General features: G+C 45.4%; 21 protein-coding genes and 1 tRNA gene (1 of these 22 running past the window's edge). 3 read left to right on the top strand and 19 right to left on the bottom strand.

Translation table 11 applies throughout. The annotated features are described in order from the left end of the window. The 9 genes from ACFFUV_RS22385 to fkpA form a co-directional block, all read right to left on the bottom strand. Window positions 1-98: GTP-binding protein (locus ACFFUV_RS22385; RefSeq protein WP_001967706.1), on the bottom strand; the 98-nt coding region annotated here is incomplete at its 3' end. 153 nt (window positions 99-251) lie between these two features. Continuing rightward, complete coding sequence (gene fusA, locus ACFFUV_RS22380) at window positions 252-2,351, bottom strand: elongation factor G (protein WP_390197796.1); 2,100 nt, start codon at window positions 2,349-2,351, stop codon at window positions 252-254. A gap of 77 nt (window positions 2,352-2,428) precedes the next feature. Continuing rightward, window positions 2,429-2,899, bottom strand: coding sequence for a 30S ribosomal protein S7 (gene rpsG / locus ACFFUV_RS22375; protein ID WP_390197793.1), 471 nt, complete (start codon window positions 2,897-2,899; stop codon window positions 2,429-2,431). A gap of 97 nt (window positions 2,900-2,996) precedes the next feature. Beyond that, window positions 2,997-3,371, bottom strand: coding sequence for a 30S ribosomal protein S12 (gene rpsL / locus ACFFUV_RS22370; RefSeq protein ID WP_004399892.1), 375 nt, complete (start codon window positions 3,369-3,371; stop codon window positions 2,997-2,999). Window positions 3,372-3,576: 205 nt separating this feature from the next. Then, window positions 3,577-3,864 (bottom strand): sulfurtransferase complex subunit TusB, encoded by a 288-nt coding sequence (tusB, locus tag ACFFUV_RS22365; protein WP_390197789.1) that lies wholly within the window; start codon window positions 3,862-3,864, stop codon window positions 3,577-3,579. Window positions 3,865-3,875: 11 nt separating this feature from the next. Next, window positions 3,876-4,232, bottom strand: coding sequence for a sulfurtransferase complex subunit TusC (gene tusC / locus ACFFUV_RS22360; RefSeq protein WP_390197786.1), 357 nt, complete (start codon window positions 4,230-4,232; stop codon window positions 3,876-3,878). After that, window positions 4,229-4,624 (bottom strand): sulfurtransferase complex subunit TusD, encoded by a 396-nt coding sequence (gene tusD / locus ACFFUV_RS22355; RefSeq protein ID WP_390197783.1) that lies wholly within the window; start codon window positions 4,622-4,624, stop codon window positions 4,229-4,231. Before tusD ends, tusC begins: the two co-directional genes overlap by 4 nt. Continuing rightward, on the bottom strand, window positions 4,621-5,343 hold the full coding sequence (locus ACFFUV_RS22350) for a helix-turn-helix transcriptional regulator (protein WP_390197781.1): 723 nt from the start codon (window positions 5,341-5,343) through the stop codon (window positions 4,621-4,623). Before ACFFUV_RS22350 ends, tusD begins: the two co-directional genes overlap by 4 nt. Window positions 5,344-5,521: 178 nt before the next feature. Then, complete coding sequence (fkpA, locus tag ACFFUV_RS22345; RefSeq protein ID WP_390197778.1) at window positions 5,522-6,319, bottom strand: FKBP-type peptidyl-prolyl cis-trans isomerase; 798 nt, start codon at window positions 6,317-6,319, stop codon at window positions 5,522-5,524. A gap of 142 nt (window positions 6,320-6,461) precedes the next feature. Here fkpA and ACFFUV_RS22340 point away from each other — a divergent pair, with 142 nt between their 5' ends. Continuing rightward, window positions 6,462-7,442: a WD40 repeat domain-containing protein gene (locus tag ACFFUV_RS22340; RefSeq protein ID WP_390197776.1), complete on the top strand. Its 981-nt coding sequence runs from the start codon at window positions 6,462-6,464 to the stop codon at window positions 7,440-7,442. A 2-nt stretch (window positions 7,443-7,444) separates the two neighbouring features. Further along, window positions 7,445-7,672, top strand: a complete 228-nt coding sequence (locus ACFFUV_RS22335; RefSeq protein ID WP_390197773.1) for a SlyX family protein — start codon at window positions 7,445-7,447, stop codon at window positions 7,670-7,672. A gap of 58 nt (window positions 7,673-7,730) precedes the next feature. On the opposite strand, the gene ACFFUV_RS22330 is transcribed toward ACFFUV_RS22335, so the two are convergent. The 9 genes from ACFFUV_RS22330 to tsaE all read right to left on the bottom strand — a co-directional run bounded on the left by ACFFUV_RS22330 (window position 7,731) and on the right by tsaE (window position 17,275). Next, the gene (locus ACFFUV_RS22330; RefSeq protein ID WP_390197771.1) at window positions 7,731-7,916 is read right to left on the bottom strand and encodes a DUF2065 domain-containing protein; all 186 of its coding nucleotides are present in this window, start codon (window positions 7,914-7,916) and stop codon (window positions 7,731-7,733) included. A gap of 85 nt (window positions 7,917-8,001) precedes the next feature. After that, window positions 8,002-8,982 carry a protease modulator HflC gene (gene hflC / locus ACFFUV_RS22325; RefSeq protein WP_390197768.1) on the bottom strand — a complete coding sequence of 327 codons (981 nt, stop codon included), beginning with the start codon at window positions 8,980-8,982 and terminating at the stop codon, window positions 8,002-8,004. A 2-nt stretch (window positions 8,983-8,984) separates the two neighbouring features. Then, the gene (hflK, locus tag ACFFUV_RS22320; protein ID WP_390197765.1) at window positions 8,985-10,178 is read right to left on the bottom strand and encodes an FtsH protease activity modulator HflK; all 1,194 of its coding nucleotides are present in this window, start codon (window positions 10,176-10,178) and stop codon (window positions 8,985-8,987) included. Between the two features lie 44 nt (window positions 10,179-10,222). After that, window positions 10,223-11,512 carry a ribosome rescue GTPase HflX gene (gene hflX / locus ACFFUV_RS22315; protein WP_390197761.1) on the bottom strand — a complete coding sequence of 430 codons (1,290 nt, stop codon included), beginning with the start codon at window positions 11,510-11,512 and terminating at the stop codon, window positions 10,223-10,225. Between the two features lie 44 nt (window positions 11,513-11,556). Then, window positions 11,557-11,820, bottom strand: coding sequence for an RNA chaperone Hfq (gene hfq, locus ACFFUV_RS22310; protein WP_390197758.1), 264 nt, complete (start codon window positions 11,818-11,820; stop codon window positions 11,557-11,559). A gap of 184 nt (window positions 11,821-12,004) precedes the next feature. Then, the gene (gene miaA / locus ACFFUV_RS22305) at window positions 12,005-12,952 is read right to left on the bottom strand and encodes a tRNA (adenosine(37)-N6)-dimethylallyltransferase MiaA (RefSeq protein WP_390197754.1); all 948 of its coding nucleotides are present in this window, start codon (window positions 12,950-12,952) and stop codon (window positions 12,005-12,007) included. Beyond that, window positions 12,945-14,972: a DNA mismatch repair endonuclease MutL gene (gene mutL / locus ACFFUV_RS22300; protein ID WP_390197751.1), complete on the bottom strand. Its 2,028-nt coding sequence runs from the start codon at window positions 14,970-14,972 to the stop codon at window positions 12,945-12,947. Before mutL ends, miaA begins: the two co-directional genes overlap by 8 nt. A gap of 117 nt (window positions 14,973-15,089) precedes the next feature. Continuing rightward, the gene (locus ACFFUV_RS22295; protein WP_390197748.1) at window positions 15,090-16,817 is read right to left on the bottom strand and encodes a LysM peptidoglycan-binding domain-containing protein; all 1,728 of its coding nucleotides are present in this window, start codon (window positions 16,815-16,817) and stop codon (window positions 15,090-15,092) included. Further along, window positions 16,811-17,275 (bottom strand): tRNA (adenosine(37)-N6)-threonylcarbamoyltransferase complex ATPase subunit type 1 TsaE, encoded by a 465-nt coding sequence (gene tsaE, locus ACFFUV_RS22290; protein WP_390197744.1) that lies wholly within the window; start codon window positions 17,273-17,275, stop codon window positions 16,811-16,813. Before tsaE ends, ACFFUV_RS22295 begins: the two co-directional genes overlap by 7 nt. Window positions 17,276-17,480: 205 nt before the next feature. On the opposite strand from tsaE, the gene queG reads away from it, so the two are divergent. Then, window positions 17,481-18,602: a tRNA epoxyqueuosine(34) reductase QueG gene (gene queG, locus ACFFUV_RS22285; RefSeq protein WP_390197740.1), complete on the top strand. Its 1,122-nt coding sequence runs from the start codon at window positions 17,481-17,483 to the stop codon at window positions 18,600-18,602. A 731-nt stretch (window positions 18,603-19,333) separates the two neighbouring features. Here queG and ACFFUV_RS22280 read toward each other — a convergent pair. Then, window positions 19,334-19,355: transfer RNA gene (locus ACFFUV_RS22280), tRNA-Met, on the bottom strand (it continues 155 nt past the right edge of the window).

Genomic DNA, 19,355 nt, shown 5'->3' with positions numbered 1-19,355 from the left:
CAGATAGCTGCAGTTAGAGTTGTTTTACCGTGGTCAACGTGGCCGATAGTACCAACGTTTACGTGCGGTTTCGTACGTTCAAATTTTTCTTTAGACACGATCGTGTTCCTTCCTAGTTATGATTCGCCGCAGCCTTTATTGACCACGACGCGCCAGAAATTGCTATTTTATGCGCCAACGCTTGTCAGCGCAATATTTCAGCGTATCGATCTCGCAAAAACTCAAAGGTTTTTACCGAACGATACAGATGATCAATACCCTCGAGCAGCAATGATTTTATCTGCAAAGTTTTTCGGTACTTCTGCGTACTCATGGAACTCCATTGAGTAAGAAGCACGACCTTGCGTTGCTGAACGAAGATCGGTTGCATAACCGAACATCTCTGAAAGTGGTACCAAAGCACGGATGATTTTCAGGCCAACAACGCCTTCATCCATACCTTCGATCATGCCGCGGCGACGGTTCAGATCACCAACAACATCACCCATCCAATCTTCCGGAGTGGTTACTTCAACCTTCATCATTGGTTCAAGAATGACAGGCTGAGCTTCAAGAGCGCCTTTCTTAAACGCCATCGAACCGGCAATCTTAAACGCCATTTCGCTGGAGTCAACATCATGGTAAGAGCCGTCAAACAAGGTTGCTTTGATATCCATAACAGGGAAACCAGCAAGCACACCGCTGTTCATTTGCTCTTCGATACCTTTCGATACCGAATTGATGTATTCCTTAGGAACCACACCACCCACGATTTCATCGACAAAAACAAAGCCTTCGCCAGGTTCTGAAGGTTCCAGTTTGATCCAGACATGACCGTATTGACCACGACCGCCTGATTGGCGAACAAACTTACCTTCTACCTCAGCTTTACCACGAATGGTTTCACGGTACGCTACTTGAGGTTTACCAACGTTACAATCAACGCTGAATTCACGCTTCATACGGTCAACGATAATGTCGAGGTGAAGCTCACCCATACCAGAAATTAGAGTCTGGCCACTTTCGTCATCCGTCTCAACGCGAAACGATGGATCTTCCGCTGCGAGTTTACCCAGCGCAATACCCATTTTCTCTTGGTCAGCCTTAGAACGAGGCTCTACCGCAATTTGAATCACAGGAGCCGGGAATTCCATACGTTCAAGAACCACTTTGTGGTTTGGATCGCATAGGGTATCCCCAGTGGTAACGTCTTTAAGACCTACCGCTGCAGCAATGTCTCCTGCGTAAATTTCTTTTAACTCTTCACGCTTGTTTGAGTGCATCTGAACGATACGCCCAAAACGCTCTTTCTTCTGTTTTACTGAGTTGAAAACAGCATCACCGGATTTTACAACACCGGAATAAACGCGCATAAAGGTTAGCGTACCAACAAATGGGTCTGTCGCAATTTTGAACGCCAATGCAGCAAAGGGTTCATTATCATCAGCGTGGCGTTCGATTTCGTTTTCGTCTTCGTCCACACCTTTGATTGACATAACATCCGTTGGTGAAGGCAAGAAATCAATTACCGCATCCAACACTGCTTGTACACCTTTGTTTTTGAATGCACTACCACAAGTGGCCAGAACAATTTCGTTTTTCAGTGTACGAGCACGAAGACCCGCTTTGATGTCTTGTTCGGACAGTTCCCCTTCTTCAAGGTACTTATCCATTAACTCTTCATTGGCTTCTGCTGCTGACTCAACCATGTGGTTTCGCCATTCTTCAGCAAGTTCCTGCATATCAGCTGGAATATCTTCATAAGTGAAGGTCATGCCCATATCGGCTTCATTCCAGTTGATCGCTTTCATCTTGATAAGGTCGATGACACCTTTGAACTCATCTTCCGCTCCAATGTTTAATTGGATAGGAACAGGGGTCGCACCAAGACGATTTTTAATTTGGTCCACAACGCGTAGGAAGTCTGCGCCTGCACGGTCCATCTTATTCACAAATACCATACGAGGAACGTGATATTTGTCAGCTTGACGCCATACAGTCTCAGACTGAGGTTCAACACCAGATGATCCACAGAATACGACCACAGCACCATCAAGCACACGAAGAGAACGCTCTACTTCGATCGTAAAGTCAACGTGTCCAGGGGTATCAATGATGTTGATGCGATGATCTTGGAATTGCGCTTCCATACCACGCCAGAAGGTAGTCGTAGCAGCTGAGGTGATAGTGATACCACGCTCCTGCTCTTGCTCCATCCAGTCCATGGTGGCAGCACCATCGTGAACTTCGCCGATTTTGTGAGAGAGGCCAGTGTAGAACAGAATACGCTCAGTTGTGGTTGTTTTTCCTGCATCTACGTGAGCACAGATACCGATGTTACGGTAGCGCTCAATAGGAGTTTTACGAGCCACGATTGTATCCTCTTACTAAGGTGTACCTTAGAGTAAAGAAAAGTGCTGCGAGAGAAACTCGCAGCACTGAAGGTCCATTACCAGCGGTAATGAGCAAACGCTTTGTTTGCATCTGCCATACGGTGAACGTCTTCACGTTTCTTAACAGCAGTACCTTTGTTTTCTGATGCGTCTAGCATTTCTGCAGCTAGACGACCAGCCATAGATTTTTCACCACGCTTACGCGCAGCTTCAACTAACCAACGCATAGCAAGTGCGTTACGGCGAACCGGACGAACTTCTACAGGCACTTGGTAAGTAGAACCACCTACACGGCGAGATTTAACCTCTACCGCTGGGCGAACATTTTCAAGAGCTTCTTCAAAAATAGCCAAGTGATCTTTACCAGATTTCTCAGCCATAGTGTCTAGTGCAGTGTAAACAATTTTCTCTGCAGTAGATTTTTTACCGTCAACCATTAGGATGTTGACAAATTTTGCCAGCAGCTCAGATTTGAACTTAGGATCTGGAAGGATCTTACGCTGACCAATTACGCGACGACGTGGCATGGATATTCTCCGTTGTCTTCTTCAGGTTATCCAAAACTTTTCAGTTTCTTCAAAAATTAAAAATAATTTAGTGTTTGGCCTTACTTAACGGAATCCATTAAGACTTAGGACGCTTCACACCGTACTTAGAACGACCTTGTTTACGGTCATTTACGCCTGCACAGTCAAGTGCACCGCGAACAGTGTGGTAACGCACACCTGGAAGGTCTTTAACACGACCACCACGGATTAGAACAACTGAGTGCTCTTGAAGGTTGTGACCTTCACCGCCGATGTACGAAGTTACTTCGAAACCGTTCGTTAGACGAACACGGCAAACCTTACGAAGTGCTGAGTTAGGTTTTTTAGGTGTAGTAGTGTAAACACGAGTACATACACCACGTTTTTGTGGGCACGCTTCTAGTGCTGGCACGTTGCTTTTAACAACTTGCTTTGCACGTGGTTTGCGTACCAACTGGTTAATAGTTGCCATTAACTAGCTCCTGATTTACTTGAAAGTAAGCTTTGTGAAAAATCTAGTCCCAATAAGCAAATGCAAATTGGGGACGCAAAATTCTATGCAGCAGTGGGATGTGTGTCAAGAAATATACAGATCTTTTTTCAACCGTTCCTGAGAGTGGCGGCATTTATTACGCCTCTAAGGGATTGAACGGCGGGGCTGCGGGGTTTGTCGGGCGTTAATCCCATGTCATCGAGTGAGTGTGCTCTGCGGTCAAATCAACAAATCCGGCATAATCGACTAAATGAGTGGTATCGTCTATGAAGCCGCTCACCCCACGAGCGAGGACGTCTTCTTTAAGTACATACACCCTCGTTTGTGATAGGGCGGTATTCATCAAAGTGTAAGCAAAATGCTGAGGATTGGCAGCATACACCGCATCTTCGACCAGCAGTAAGCTATCACTTGCGGCCATGTATCGCTGTACATCGTGTAGCGCGGACAGAGTTTTAATAATGTGAAGCATGAACCCTTACTCTAAAAGGACAAGATTTTATCGGCTTGCTGAAGGCGGCGCTGAATATCTTCATGTTCCACCAGTTGAACCTCTGTTATCAACGCTTGCTCTGTAATCCCCCGTTCAATTAAGGATTGCTGACAAACCAAGACTTGCTCGATATCGTAAAGATCAAACAGCTTAAACATTGGTGCATAATCCTTACTTAAAATACTACTTGGCTGTTGCTCAGGCAAAAGTTGCAAGACGCCATCACCAACAAAAAGTACGTGCAGATTTTCGCAATAGGCAGAGGCCGCAAGAAGTGCATCGAGCCCCTCTCGACCTGACGCGCTACCATGGGGCGCATGGCGGAAAACAAAAGTAAGTTGACTCAAAATTGCACCACTCGATCTTGACTGAGCAGCGCTTCGGCTAAACGACCAAGCCCTGCTTGCTCAAACCCTGTCGCCAAGTTACTGCTTGGCAAGTCATGTTGCTGAGCTTCCTGCTCACTCACGATGCCTCGGCGCAGCGCCGCGGCCACACAAGTTTCGAGAGCGATGTCATGCTCGCTTGCTAATGCTTGCCAAGCTTTGGTGATATCAAACTCATCATTGGCAGGAACCGCAAGCTGGCTGCCATTAGTAACCCCATCGCGATAAAAGAACACGCTATTAAGCTGATGCCCTTTGGCAAGCAATGCACAAGCAAATAGATACGCCGATCGTGAAGACTGCTGGCCATAGTTGGCACCATTCACCACCAAGGTGTAGCTCAACGCATTCACTTCTCATCTTCCTCAGTTTTACGCTGACGAATATAGAGATAAACCGTGTGCTTGGAGATATTCAGTCGATCAGCGACACGGTTGATGGCATCCTTAATATCAAAAATGCCTTTATCAAACAGTTCCATGACGATCTGACGATTCTTGGTATTATTGGATACCGACTTATTGGCATTGATCTCTTCAATGGTGCGTTCTACCGTTTGATCCACCAGCTCTTCGACATCACTTGCGAAGTTCACCGACGAAGCCGCTTGTTTCGCTTCTTCATTGGGCATAAACGACTGTAAAACTTGCGAGAAAGGCGCATCAAGATTGACGTTGATACACAACAGTCCAATCACACGATTATCACCATTTCGAATCGCCACAGTGATTGACTTCATCAACACGCCACCCTTGGCACGCGTGAAATAAGAACGAGAAAAATTGCGCTCAGAACCTTCGATATCTTTCAGCATCTTCAATGCCATATCGGTGATCGGCGACCCCACTTGGCGTCCGGTGTTTTCACCATTGGCAATTTTTATCGCTGAGGTATTAAGGTCTTCAAGCGAGTGCAGAACAATTTCACAAAACGGACCGATCAGACTGGCTATCCCGTCGACTACCGCTTCATAAGATTTGAGAATAATTTTGTCGTGCTCGCTAAATGGCATCACATGGATGGATTCCATTTCGAGCAACTCATCGATATTAACCGTCTCTGTAGTCGTCACTTCTTTCGCCTTCGAGTGAAAAATCAACAAATTGACGTAAGTTTATCAGAAAATTTGAAATGAACCCTCAACTAACTGACGTTCTAGTGATTTAAAACAAATAATAGTGCACAAAATCAGCATAAAAAAAGGCCTGACAAAGTCAGACCTTTCAGGTTATCGATTTAAAATCAGTCAATTAACCTTGCGTATCTTGCGCTTCATCGCCATTGTCAATTTTCAGTAATTCTACTTCAAAGACAAGGGTCGAGTTAGCAGGGATGGTTGGCGTATCTTGCTCACCATAGGCCAACGCTGGCGGAATCACAAACTTGAATTTAGAACCAACTGGCATTAATTGAACACCTTCGGTCCAGCCAGGAATCACACGATTGAGAGGGAAAGTGGCTGGCTCACCACGGTCGTATGAGCTGTCAAATTGCGTACCATCGATCAAAGTACCTTTATAGTGAACTTGAACGGTATCGGTTTCTTGTGGTTTTTCACCATCACCTTCCGTCATCACTTGGTACATTAAGCCCGATTCTGTTTTCTCTACGCCATCTTGCTTTTCAAACTCAGCACGGAATTCATCACCCGCTTTTTTGTTTGTCGCCGCTTTCTCTGCGGTTTGCTTTTGCATAGTCTCAGCTACGCGCTTATCTAAGCTTTCAAGCGCCGCTCGAGTTTCTTCTTCACTCAATTCTGGGTTACCAGAGAAAACATGTTCAATGCCTTTTAGCACTAAATCTTTGTTAAGATGGATACCAATCTCACTTGGTTTATCCAGACTGGTGTTTAGATAGTTCGCGAAAGATACACCAATCGCGTACGCGGCTTTTTCATCTTCGTTTTTAAAGTTAACTGCTTTTCCAGTTTCAGCTTGAACCTGTTCGGCAGCAGGCTGAGTGTCCGCTTTTGGCTCTTCTTCTTTCTGACAGCCAACTGCTAACATAACGGTTGCGGCAAGCAGTGACACTTTAAACATTGATTTCATTGAATTCTCCACGTTTTGATGGATTTACTGTTTTGGGGTTGTGCACAAAAATATTCGAAATACTGGTATGCACAAATATGTTGTACCAATATAGCTAATATGTGTTCCTATTGTCGGAAAACCAAGTGGATAGTTAGACTTAATGCGGATAATTTTTCATACAGCCCTACTTTTACTTACCACATTACTGCTCAGTGGTTGCTTCTTTACTTCGCACGAAGTAAAGCGCTGGCCACTTGAGCCGCAAGGTGCAACCAGTTTTGCACTTAGCCGTGATGCACGCTTTGCTCTACTGTATTCGAAACAAAGCCAACTCAGATTATGGGATCTGGAAGAAAGCAAAGAATTAGCCGCACTCGGTGAACATGACGCACAAGGCAGCACCGTATCTCACATTCGAATTTCTGACAATGGTCGCTACGCAGTCACCGCCAGTCAGATGCATTTCGCTGTCTGGGATCTGGCTTGGACCCAATCAAATGGGCTTTGGTCGATCTCCGATGGATTAATCCGTGACGTCGATATTGCCAGCAACGGCGAACAAGTCGTGCTTGGTCTTTCCAATGGCAAAGCCATTTACGTCAATTTAGTCACTGGAAGACGCTTAGAGTTCCTCGCACACCAAGAAAAAGTCAATTCTGTTGCAATTTCACCGAATGGACGCTTCGCGCTTACTGGCGGAAACGACTATCACGCATTTTTGTGGGATACCTCTAGCGGACAAATTCTTCATGATTTTGAACTAGAACAACGTGTTAATCGTGTTGCTCTGCAGCGGGATGGGCTATACGCCTTTACATCAGATGGGGGAAACCAAGCGGTAATATGGGACTTATCGAATGGTGAAAAAATAAGTGAGTTACGCAGCTACTATCGCCAATTGATCTTCTCGAGTGCTCGCTTTTCTGACGATGGCAACCGCTTAATTACTGGCACACCGTCAGGAAGAGTTAGCGTTTGGAATACCGAGAACGGGAAAAAAATTGATCAATTTGAAGCCGAGCCCTTAAAAGATACTCGCCCACCTAGCGCGGTAGTGTATGATGCGGCTTTTGATAAACACCAACGAGTGATTTCCGTAACCTCAGCCGGGATCGCTCAAGCTTGGAAGCTGGAGCCGTAACTATGACTGACAAAACGAACGAGCAGCTAGAACAGCGCATTAACGATTTAGAATGCCAAATTGCGTTTCAAGAACAAACCATTGATGCATTGAACGAAGCACTGAGTGAACAACAATTAATGATCACTAAAATGCAAGATCAGATGAAATATGTGGTCGGTAAAGTAAAAAATATCGATTCATCAAACATGGCGAGTGAAAAAGAAGAAACGCCACCACCTCATTATTGATTCCAAGTAGGAGACCCCCTCCTACTTCCACCTGTCATTTCGAAGCAATAACACGCAATCAGCTAAACACCCACGCCATCACCACACCGGCTACCACGAGGCATCCCCCGATACGACGCAGTTGGTTATCGGGTTGAGCACTAAGCTGCGCCACCATTTGCCTCCACCCCTTAGGGGTAATTAACGGCCCAATGCCCTCAGCAATTAAAACTAAACCTAAAGCCAACCATAGCGCGTTTGACATTGTGTGCTCCGATAAATCGTTACAAAAAAGAAAAGCTCCTCAAAGAGGAGCCTTTATATCATGTTACACCGTCAACAATAATCACTTATTGCGCTGGGGCACCCTTTGAGTCTTTCATGTATTTGAAGAACTCGCTGTTTGGATCCAACACAAGAATGTCACTCTTATCGCTAAACGATTTTTCGTAAGCTTTTAATGAGCGTAAGAAGCCGAAGAATTCAGGCTCTTTGCTGTAAGCATCAGAATAGATTTTCGCTGCGCGAGCATCTGCTTCACCGCGCGTGACACGTGCAGTTTTATCCGCTTCAGCGAGAATCGTTGCCACTTCTAGCTCAGCTTGAGCTTTGATGACTTCTGCTTTTTCACGACCTTGCGAACGGTGCTTACGAGCAACTGACTCACGCTCTGCACGCATACGACGATAAATTGATTCACTGATTTCATCAGGTAGGTTGATTTTCTTCATACGAAAATCGACCACATACACACCGATATCTTTCGCTGCACTTTCGCGAGTATCGTTAAGTACGTTTTCCATGATTTGGTCACGCTGCCCATCCACTTCGAGCGCTTCTTTTGCCGCTTCAGTGGTAACCACTTCAGCATCGGCGCTGTCTGGCAGGATGTCTTGGTTGCGAGGGCCTGAAACAATTTGCTTGATTTCGCGAGAACCGATCTCTGAACGCAGCACGTCCGTTACTTTACGTTCAAGCAGATTTTCTGCTGTCAACGTATTACCACCGCCTGTTGCCAGATAGTATTGACCGAAATCTTTGATACGCCATTTCACGTAAGAGTCAATGATAACGTCTTTTTTCTCCGACGTGACGAAACGGTCAGAACGACCATCCATCGTTTGGATACGTGCATCAAGCGTTTTCACGCGATCAAACAATGGTAATTTGAAATGCAAACCTGGCTCGTAGATACGAGAAACATTCGTGTCATCTTTCAATACTCGACCAAAGCGAATCACAATGCCTCGTTCACCTTCAGGGATCACGAACAAGCTCATTAGCAAGATCACCAATAGAACAATCAGTAGAGGGATCGTTAACTTACGCATTCTTAGTATCTCCCTTGACGTGAGTCATTGGTGCGAGTTTGAGAGTCTGAACTGGAGTCATCACGTTGTGATTCAAGCTCGATTTGGTCATAGCTCGCAGACGATTTTTGGCTACGTTTCGTCGGTGCACCTTCTTGTCCTGCCAACTTATCAATCGGTAGGTACAGCAAGTTGCCACTGGATTTCGAATCGATCAGCACTTTAGACGATTTTGAATACACTTCTTGCATTGAATCCAAGTACAAACGGTCACGCGTTACTTTTGGTGCCGCTAAGTATTCAGGAAGTAGCTTTTCAAACTGCGCAACTTGACCGAGAGCTTCGTTTACTGTGCGCTCAGTGTAACCTTGTGCTTCTTTCTTCAAGCGTTCAGCACGACCCGTTGCTTTCGGCAAAATTTCGTTTTTGTACGCTTCCGCTTCGCGGATGAAACGCTCTTCATCTTCTCGTGCAGCAATCGCGTCATCAAACGCATCTTTCACTTGCTCTGGCGGACGAGCGGATTGGAAGTTCACATCAACGACGTAAATACCCATGTCGTAGCTGTCGATAATATCATTTAGCGTCTCTTGAGTACTTTGACGAATCTGTTGACGGCCACTGGTCAAAATGCTGTCCATCAATGAGTCACCCACAACAGCACGTAACGCAGAGTCGGTCGCTTGACGTAAGCTGTCGTCGGCATTCGTTACCACATACAAATATTTGTATGGGTCAGAAACACGATACTGGACATCCATGCTCACGGTGACAACATTTTCGTCTTTAGTTAGCATAAGACCAGAGGCACGCAGTGAGCGAATCGCTTGTACGTTAACCGGAGTGACTTCATCAATAAATTGAGGCCGCCAGTTCAGACCAGGCTCAACAATACGGTCATATTTGCCTAAACGAAGTACGACGCCTCGCTCGGCTTCGCCAATGGTGTAAAAACCAGCGAAAAACCAGACTGCAATCGCGATGACAGCAATGATACCGAACCCGATAGCGCTACCGCCACCAAATGAAGGTCCTTTACCACCTTTGCCTTTACCACCAAACTTTCCACCCAGCTTCTGACTCAGTTTGTTGAAGACTTCGTCTAAGTCTGGCGGACCTTGATCACGGCCACCTTTATTACCACGATTATTATTACCCCATGGGTCATTGTCGCGGCCATTGTCGCCGTTGTTATTTCCAGGCTCATTCCACGCCATTAGAAAGCTCCATCATTGATATGACGTTATACTGTAGCAGTCATTTAAGTAACTATAAAGTCACGTAAAACTGCCCCTTCTCTTTTTTCAAGTCTAGACCAATCTACCTGCTGCATACGAACATTAATCAGTAAACAGCCCTCTTGGTCATATTCTTCTTGTTGAATACAATTCATTCGAAAGAATATACTGCGAATACGCCCCTGATACTGTGGTGGTATCCGCAAACGGTGATCGACCATCTGACTCGCTAACCGAGCAGTTAACGCTTCAAATAGTAGGTCAATCCCTTCTCCTTCCATGGCTGATACCCAAACCATTCTGGGCATGCCTTCCTCATCATATTCAATGCGAGGTTTCTGTCCTTCGAGGTTATCGATCTTGTTCATGACCAACAAAGTTGGAACTTCGTGTGCGTCAATCTCTTCAAGAACATCGTTCACCGCTTGAATATTCTCACGAAAACGGTCATCACTGGCATCAACAACATGTAACAAAATGTCAGCTTCTTGTGTTTCTTGTAAGGTCGCTTTAAACGCGGCGACAAGATCATGAGGTAAATGGCGTATAAAACCAACCGTATCCGCGAGAATCGCTGACCCCACATCAGCAAGCTCAATCTTTCTTAACGTCGGATCCAAGGTTGCAAATAATTGGTCTGCGGCGTATACCCCAGCTTCCGTAATACGGTTAAACAAGGTTGATTTACCCGCATTGGTATAACCAACAAGTGAAATAGTAGGAATTTCAGCACGATGACGAGCACGGCGCCCTTGTTCACGTTGCTTAGCGACTTTTTCAAGACGTCGCAGAATCGCTTTAATGCGGTCACGCAATAAACGTCGGTCAGTTTCTAACTGTGTTTCCCCTGGTCCGCGTAGACCGATACCACCTTTTTGTCGTTCAAGGTGAGTCCAGCCTCGGATTAAGCGAGTTGAGATATGGCGTAGCTGCGCAAGTTCAACTTGCAGCTTACCTTCGTGAGTTCGTGCTCTTTGCGCAAAAATATCCAGAATCAGACCTGTGCGATCTAATACGCGACATTTGCAAAGAGTTTCGAGATTTCGCTCTTGGGCAGGAGAAAGGGCGTGATTAAAAATCACAATATCAGCGCCATTTAATTGCACCGCTTGGGCAATCTCCTGGGCTTTACCCTCTCCGACATAATATTTAGGGTGTGGAGATTGACGACTACCAGTAACGACTTGTAGCGTCGATACTCCAGCGGAGGAGACCAGCATTTCAAACTCGCTTAAGTCTTCCCACTCACCCTCTTGCGTGAAGTTGATATGAACAAGTACGGCTCGCTCACCGGCTTCATAACGGTCAAACAAGCAATCAACTCCTTAGTGTATTGCCGATAGAAATGTTCAGAGGATTACTCTTCTGATTTCTCTGGACGATCAGATTGTTGAGGACGATCGTTACTGTGATGGCTCACTGGACGAGCCGGAACCACAGTCGAAATCGCATGTTTATAAACCATTTGATTGACTGTGTTTTTCAATAGAATAACGAACTGGTCAAAAGATTCGATCTGGCCTTGTAACTTAATACCATTAACAAGGTAGATAGACACTGGAATACGTTCACGACGTAGTGCATTTAAGAACGGGTCTTGTAAAGATTGCCCCTTAGCCATTTTATTTTCCTTATTTGTAATTTTGTTTTAGTTAGTTAGCTAGCGGTGCACTGCAAAAGTAAGTGCCTTTGCATCAGAGCTAAACGAATAAAAAACACCCTACCGCTTCTTGTTATGACGGCTTTACACCAAAATATCAAGTCACAGTTCCTTGACAGGGCAAATTCACGCAAAAGCGATCACATTATACACAGCTATAACCCTCTGATGCTAATGCATTTGAAACGGTTTCTAGTGCTTGATCAATGTGTTCGCTATCCAACCAAGTTAAATTATCCCAGCTGCGCAACCAGGTAATTTGTCGCTTGGCCAATTGACGAGTTGCACAGATTCCGCGAAAAATCGCGTCATCAAGCGTGCAGTTCCCATCCAAGTAGTCCCACATCTGCCGATAACCGACACATCGAATTGATGGAAGATCAGAGTGAAGATCATCTCGGGCGTACAATCGTTTCATCTCTTGCTCAAAACCCATCTCGATCATTTTGTCGAATCGCAGTTCGATACGGCGATGGAGCTCAGCCCTTTCCTTGGGAGCGATCGCAAACTGTTTCACTCTAAACGGAAGATCTTCACCTTTGGTTTGAGTTAGCTCTGTTAGAGTTTTACCTGAAATTCGATAAACTTCCAATGCCCGCGATAAACGCTGCGGATCATTTGGGTGAATTCTTGCCGCTGAAACAGGGTCGATCACTTTTAACTGATCGTGCAGTACCTCCCAGCCATTAGTCAATGATTCTTCTTCAATTTGTTTACGAATTTCGGCATCGGCAGCAGGAAGTGGCGACAATCCTTCTAGTAGAGCCTTGTAATACAACATAGTTCCGCCCACCAGCAAAGGAATTTTTCCTTGAGAAACAATGTCGTTCATTTCATTAATTGCGTCTCGGCGAAAATCCGCGGCGGAATAAGCTTCACTGGGGTCTAAAATATCGATCAAACGATGAGGCGCCAGAGCTTGCTCGGTCGCATCGGGTTTGGCCGTGCCAATGTCCATTCCCCGATAAATCAAAGCAGAATCGACAGAAATGATCTCTACCGGGTATTTCTGGCGGAGGCGAATAGCCAGATCAGTTTTGCCGGATGCGGTCGGCCCCATCAAAAATAGGGCTAAAGGTAATGGTTTATTCATAACGGTTTAATGCTGCGATCGTCGCTGTAAAATCGATGGGACGAACCAAAGCGTGATCGTCCAAAGGTAATGCTCCCTGCCAAACTTGTTCCGCTTCAGCCACAAGTTGAATGGCGTCTGATAAAGTGTAGTCGCTTTTGTATTTGACCACTTGATTGGCCAGCCAATCGGCTAAAATAGAAACGGTGGTCTCCTCAGCTTTCTGCACCTGTTGTAAATAAACCAGCATGTCAGGGATTAAGACTTGTAAATTGTGTTGTCTGAGCGGCTGCGGTACCCCCATGACCATCACGGCGTGCTGCCCACGAGCCTTTAGCTCAATCCCAAATTGCGCCAATAAGTTCTCCTGTTGCTGGGCAACCTCAATCAGCGCGTGATCAAGCTTCAATCCCAGTGGTACTAACAAAGGTTGGCTTTTTAAAGGTTGATCGTGAAGCTGTAATTGCCCTCGAGTGCGGTACCACTCTGCTCGGAGCAGCGAGACTAACACACACCCTTGCTTATCTGCCATCATCAAATATTGCGAGTCGACGACACAAATCGCTTTGCCTAACGTTTCAACGGGAACAGTGAATTGGGTACTTAGAGCCGTGGATGCTCTTTCTTCAAGCGCCACCGGTGCATTGGGTTTTGATATCCTCTGGGTTTCAGATGTAGGCACTTCCGCGGTATCGGGCGTTTCGAGTAACGCTCGATATGCTTTTAATTCTGCCGAAGTTGGCGAACCCTCGACATGACGAGCTTTACCATAGCCACCACTTTTTCCACTAGAATTCGCATTTTTAGTGGCTGGTTGCCAAGGTTGTGACTGTTCTTGAACTTGGTAGCTACCGTCGTGTTGCCGAGTCGATTTGCTTGGATAAGCAGGGGTTTGCTCAACAGCTTGATAAACGTGCTCTGGCACGCTCGGTGAAACGGCGTCTTCGGGTGTTGGCTCTGTCTCGACCGCGTGCTGATCGCTATGCGCTGCCGATTGAGGCTGGTGAAAAGCAGAAGCAGTATGACCCACTTTATCAATGTGTTCACCTTGCGCCAAAGCATCACTCAAGGCTTGGTAGATAAAGTCATGCACCAAGCGACCTTGATGGAAACGAACTTCATGCTTCGCTGGGTGAACATTCACATCAACTTGATGGGGATCGACATCAATATACAATACATAGGCAGCATATTGATCAGCTTTTAGGCTGGCCTCATAACTCTGTCGAATCGCATGATTAATCAATTTGTCACGCATCATTCGACCATTAACGTAACAGTACTGAAGATCGTTTTGCGCACGAGCGCCTTGAGGCGTGGTTATCCAACCATGCAGTGTTAGCCCTTGATGCTCTAACTCGATATTGAGCATATGGCGAACAAACGGTGCACCACATACCGCTGCAATACGTTTTTCTCGCTGCATCTGATTTTGTGCTGCACGATATTGACGCACTACTTTACCGTTATGTTTGAGCTGAATCGTCACATCAAATCGACTTAAGGCGATGCGTTTAATTAACTCATCAATATGCGTAAACTCTGTTTTTTCGGTACGCAGAAACTTACGGCGGGCGGGGGTATTGAAAAATAAATCGAGCACTTCGATGGACGTACCAATCGGATGGGCAGCGGGTTGAAGCTTCACCTCCATTTCGCGCCCTTCAGCATGCGCAGACCAAGCTTGCTCTTGTGTCGCCGTTCGAGAAGTCAGTGTCAACCTTGAAACCGCGCTGATACTCGCCAATGCCTCCCCTCGAAACCCTAAACTCATGATCGCTTCCAGATCATCGAGACTATGAATCTTAGAGGTGGCATGTCGGCTTAAGGCTAAACCCAGCTGATCTTTTTCGATCCCTTTACCGTTATCTCGAACACGAATCAGTTTGGCGCCACCTTTATCAATATCGATATCAATACGGGTTGCTCCAGCATCAAGACTGTTTTCCACCAACTCTTTCACCACAGAGGCCGGTCTTTCTACCACCTCTCCAGCAGCAATTTGGTTGGCAAGACGCGCTGGCAGGATTTTAATAGTCATGGCTCGATTTAACTCCGTTTAGAACGCGGGCGACTTCAACGACAAATCGCCCGACTTAACCATAAATCGGGCGATTTGTTGATAGATAATTGGGGATAACTCTTCGTTCTTCAACGGTCAGTTATTGGGAATAATCAGTTCTTGCCCTATGGCCAAACTATCTGAACGCAGTTTATTTGCACTGCGCAGACTACTCACCGAGACCCCATATTGACTGGCTATCTTACCTAAAAACTCCCCACGCTTCACGGTATGTTTTCTCACCGGACGATCTTTCATGCTCACCGTAATTTTCAGTTTTTGGCCGAGTTTCAGGGTGTCAGACCTTAGATTATTCTCTCGCTTAATACTGGATACTGACACTTTGTATTTATTGGCAATAAGGCCTAGATACTCGCCTCGTTGAACAGCATGCGTAATTACACGTGTTTCAACAGGGTTATTGATAACAGGCACCGGAATATCTTTTGAGCCCCCCGCCGGAATCGTTAACTGTTGACCAATACGCAATGATGAACTTGAGAGATTATTGGCGCTCATTATCGCTTTCATAGACACGCCATAGCGCTGAGCAAGGCGAGATAACGATTCGCCACTGCTGACTTTATGTTTAATCGCTTTACCACGATTGGCAAACAGCGTTCCTTCTGGTGGATTTTCTTCAAAATACTGTACAACGGCTTTTGTCAGAGCGCGCGCCAGTTTGTCTTGGTGGCTACGCTGAAACAATAAACGCTCTTCCGTTGGGTTAGAAATGAACCCCGTCTCTACGAGTACCGAGGGAATATCTGGCGACTTTAGTACCGCCAAACTGGCATTCACTGGTTTTTTCTTATGCAAATACGCCACTTTCCCCATTTCACCGAGAATCTTGGTTGCCACTTTATAACCTTCTTTTTGAGAATGGCTAAATTGTAGATCCAGCAGCGTTTGACTGATGTTTTTATCGCTGTTGTTTTTAGCCAAGACTTCACCCGCACCGCCCAACAGCTGAGATTGCTGCTCATGATTTTCTACCCAGCGACCAATCTCGGTATTCGCACGGCGAGTATTAAGAACAAACACTGACGCTCCACGAGGTTTAGGAGACGAAAAGGCATCCGCATGAATCGACACTAACAAGTGGGCTTTATTCTTACGCGCAATTTCAGAACGTTTATTAAGATTGACGTAGTAGTCTCCACCGCGAGTAAGGACCGCTTTCATACCAGGGACCGCATCAATTTGCGCGGCTATCTTTTTCGCAATGGCTAACGTTGCCCGTTTTTCGTATTTACGAGTTGGGCCGATCGAACCAGGATCTTCACCGCCATGGCCTGCATCAATGGCAACTACAATATCCGCATTGCCATGCAGAGAAGATGCGTCTCGACTGACTTGCGTGCTGCTCGATGACGAGGAGGTAGCAGAACTATCACTACTTTGCGTTCCGTGGGATAAATCAATCACCAAACGATGCCCGTACTGGCCGCCAGGTGTGGGCGCGAGAGTAAACAAATTGGCAGAAACACGCTTGGAGAGTTCAAACACTAAGCGATAAGTGCCCTTCTCTGGTGGTGAGCTTTTGCGTACTTTTTTTAATACCGGACTGTCAGTAACAGAAACAGGTAGCTTAGTTGCCAAGGAAGTGTCTTTAAGATCGACCACCAAACGGTCAGGACCTGTCAGGCTGAAATAACTGTATGTTGCCTGCTGTTTTAAATCGATCACTACTCGGGTTTCATCTGGCGAAGGCCAAACACGAATCCCTTCTAACGCGTTTGCCCAAACCAGTTTGGGCAACAAAACAAGCGTTAATAAGCAGGAAAAAAAAGCGGCTTTAAACGACAAAGGACTTTTTAACATAGTTCCAATTTACTTAATAAGGTCGATCCATATTCGCTGTTTGCAGTGAACTCAGCAATGCGTTGTTCTCCCTGATAACGTAATACCAGATCCAGATCCGCTTGAGGAAGAAGCCCTTGGCCTTTCTCTGGCCATTCAACAAGACAGATCGCATCCGCAGAGAAATAATCTCGAATACCCATGAATTCGAGTTCTTCAGGATCTGCAAGGCGATAAAGATCAAAGTGGTAGACTTGCCATTGGTCTAGTTGATAAGGCTCAACCAAGGTGTAAGTTGGGCTTTTAACATTACCGTTATGGCCAAGAGCGCGAATAAAGCCACGACTGAATGTCGTTTTTCCTGCACCGAGATCACCGTGGAGATAGATCGTGGTTTGCTCAGAGCAACATTGAGCCAATGCGCTCCCTAAGGCAACGGTGGCATGTTCATCGATTAAGGAAAAAGTTTTCGTGCTCATGAATGCATTCTCTAAAGAGTCTGAGTGACTATATAAAAATCAAAAGAATACGAATAGTAAACTGGGATCGATTTGAGAGACAAGATCTCTTCTGTAAGTAATTAGAAAATAATTGCTAAGATCTTGCTCCCAAAGTTAGAGACAAACTAGATCGTAACGCTAAGATCCGTTAAGATCCGCCCCCCATTTTAACCGATAAGCCCTCATGGATTATTCACAACTTGCCACGCAAATCAAAGCTTGGGCTGCAGAGCTTGGCTTTCAAAAAGTTGGAATTTGTGACATCGACTTATCCGAGCACGAAGCAGAGCTACAAAAGTGGCTGGATGCTGGCTATCACGGTGAAATGGATTGGATGGCTCGACATGGCATGATGCGAGCACGTCCAGCAGAGTTACTGCCCGGAACATTACGCGTAATCAGTGTCAGGATGGATTACCTGCCGCAAGATGCTTTGTTTGCCGCCGACTTGAGCAATCGGCGCCATGCATACATCAGCCGCTACGCGCTCGGTCGGGATTATCACAAACTGCTGCGTAACCAATTGAAAAAATTAGGACAGAAGATCGAGCAACAAGTCGGTCAATTAGGCTACCGACCTTTTGTCGATTCGGCGCCAATCTTAGAACGCCCGCTTGCTGAAAAGGCAGGACTAGGTTGGACAGGTAAGCATTCGCTGATACTCGATAAAGAGGCTGGTTCATGGTTTTTCCTTGGCGAACTTCTAGTCGATATTCCTCTTCCGATTGATGAACCACAAAGCAATCAATGCGGAAAATGTCAGGCCTGTATTACGTCATGCCCAACCAATGCGATTGTTGAAGATGGCGTTGTGGATGCAAGACGCTGCATCTCCTATCTCACCATAGAATATGATGGCGTGATAGCGGAAGAATTTCGTCGAGCAATTGGTAACCGAATATATGGCTGTGATGATTGCCAACTCGTGTGCCCATGGAACCGATTTGCGCCTCTCAGCGAACAAGATGATTTTCAGCGTAGAGAAATATTGAAAAATCCCGATCTTGTGTCACTCTTTCTATGGAGTGAAGAACAATTTCTCAACAATATGCAGGGATCGGCAATTCGCCGCATAGGGCATATACAATGGCTTAGAAACATCGCGATTGCATTAGGTAACGCAGATTACTCAAGTGATATCGTTGATGTATTGCAACGTCGAAAAGGGATAAACGACATGTTAGACATTCACATTCAGTGGGCGTTAGAACAACAATTCAATCAAATACCCATTCAAGGGACCATCGATACCAAACAGCAGCGTTTGATTCGTATCGTGCAAAAAGGTCTGCCTAGAGATGCATAATACTTGCCTGATTTACCTTTACAGAGTTTGATTTAGCTCTAAAAAACACAATGTGGAAAAAGTCAAATTTACACAGCGTTTTCGTCTGTGTATTGAGAGTTAATCACACTAACTTCCAATGACAAAGATCAAAGAATGATAAGGTAATGATCTTCAAAACACGAAGAAATAAGTCATCCCAAGACGGAAAAAGCCTTATATTACAGTTAATTACTGTAAGCCCTTTAAAAAGAGGAAACCCGTTTTAATAAAAAGATCTTAAATATTAAACGCTTATACAGAGGTCAATTTCAGGTTACTCACCAACTTATCCACAAAACACAACCTGTGGATAACTCTGTTGACTAAATACACAAACCTCGACTCAACCAATCTGGTCAGTCAAGCAGTATTTTCTATGCTTTAGGCATGAATTTAGAGTAGAAAAATCATCTCGTGACGATTTCTTATTTGGGGGTTAATGCTTCTCAGCATTATTAAAAGAGCGGTCATCAAATAATGATGAAACTTTGGCAGGGAAGTGTCATAACAACCCCGAGATAGATACCTCACTCATCGTGGATATCCATCGAATTTGAACTACGTTATCAGAATTTTTTCCAACATTGTAGTGTTTGTCCGTAAAGACACAAAATAGCTTCCAATCTTTTTCACACTGTTATCATCATGAGCTAACTCACGATAAAAAAGATAAAGGGGATAATGAATAAGATGTATATGCTATTTAAAGTTGGTTGCGGGGGCCGGATTTGA

Origin of the sequence: Vibrio olivae (genome assembly GCF_042428525.1) — a bacterium.
Lineage (GTDB): Bacteria > Pseudomonadota > Gammaproteobacteria > Enterobacterales > Vibrionaceae > Vibrio > Vibrio olivae.
Note: the sequence above shows the minus strand (reverse complement) of the source record. Positions and strands in the feature narration are given on the sequence as shown.

Coding starts and splice junctions, on each gene's coding strand:
- queG (WP_390197740.1), top strand. CDS start 17,481: ATGGATTATTCACAACTTGCCACGCAAATCAAAGCTTGGGCTGCAGAG.
- ACFFUV_RS22295 (WP_390197748.1), bottom strand. CDS start 16,817: ATGTTAAAAAGTCCTTTGTCGTTTAAAGCCGCTTTTTTTTCCTGCTTA.
- tsaE (WP_390197744.1), bottom strand. CDS start 17,275: ATGAGCACGAAAACTTTTTCCTTAATCGATGAACATGCCACCGTTGCC.
- ACFFUV_RS22335 (WP_390197773.1), top strand. CDS start 7,445: ATGACTGACAAAACGAACGAGCAGCTAGAACAGCGCATTAACGATTTA.
- ACFFUV_RS22330 (WP_390197771.1), bottom strand. CDS start 7,916: ATGTCAAACGCGCTATGGTTGGCTTTAGGTTTAGTTTTAATTGCTGAG.
- fkpA (WP_390197778.1), bottom strand. CDS start 6,319: ATGAAATCAATGTTTAAAGTGTCACTGCTTGCCGCAACCGTTATGTTA.
- rpsG (WP_390197793.1), bottom strand. CDS start 2,899: ATGCCACGTCGTCGCGTAATTGGTCAGCGTAAGATCCTTCCAGATCCT.
- miaA (WP_390197754.1), bottom strand. CDS start 12,952: ATGAATAAACCATTACCTTTAGCCCTATTTTTGATGGGGCCGACCGCA.
- hfq (WP_390197758.1), bottom strand. CDS start 11,820: ATGGCTAAGGGGCAATCTTTACAAGACCCGTTCTTAAATGCACTACGT.
- hflC (WP_390197768.1), bottom strand. CDS start 8,982: ATGCGTAAGTTAACGATCCCTCTACTGATTGTTCTATTGGTGATCTTG.
- mutL (WP_390197751.1), bottom strand. CDS start 14,972: ATGACTATTAAAATCCTGCCAGCGCGTCTTGCCAACCAAATTGCTGCT.
- hflK (WP_390197765.1), bottom strand. CDS start 10,178: ATGGCGTGGAATGAGCCTGGAAATAACAACGGCGACAATGGCCGCGAC.
- tusB (WP_390197789.1), bottom strand. CDS start 3,864: ATGCTTCACATTATTAAAACTCTGTCCGCGCTACACGATGTACAGCGA.
- ACFFUV_RS22340 (WP_390197776.1), top strand. CDS start 6,462: ATGCGGATAATTTTTCATACAGCCCTACTTTTACTTACCACATTACTG.
- rpsL (WP_004399892.1), bottom strand. CDS start 3,371: ATGGCAACTATTAACCAGTTGGTACGCAAACCACGTGCAAAGCAAGTT.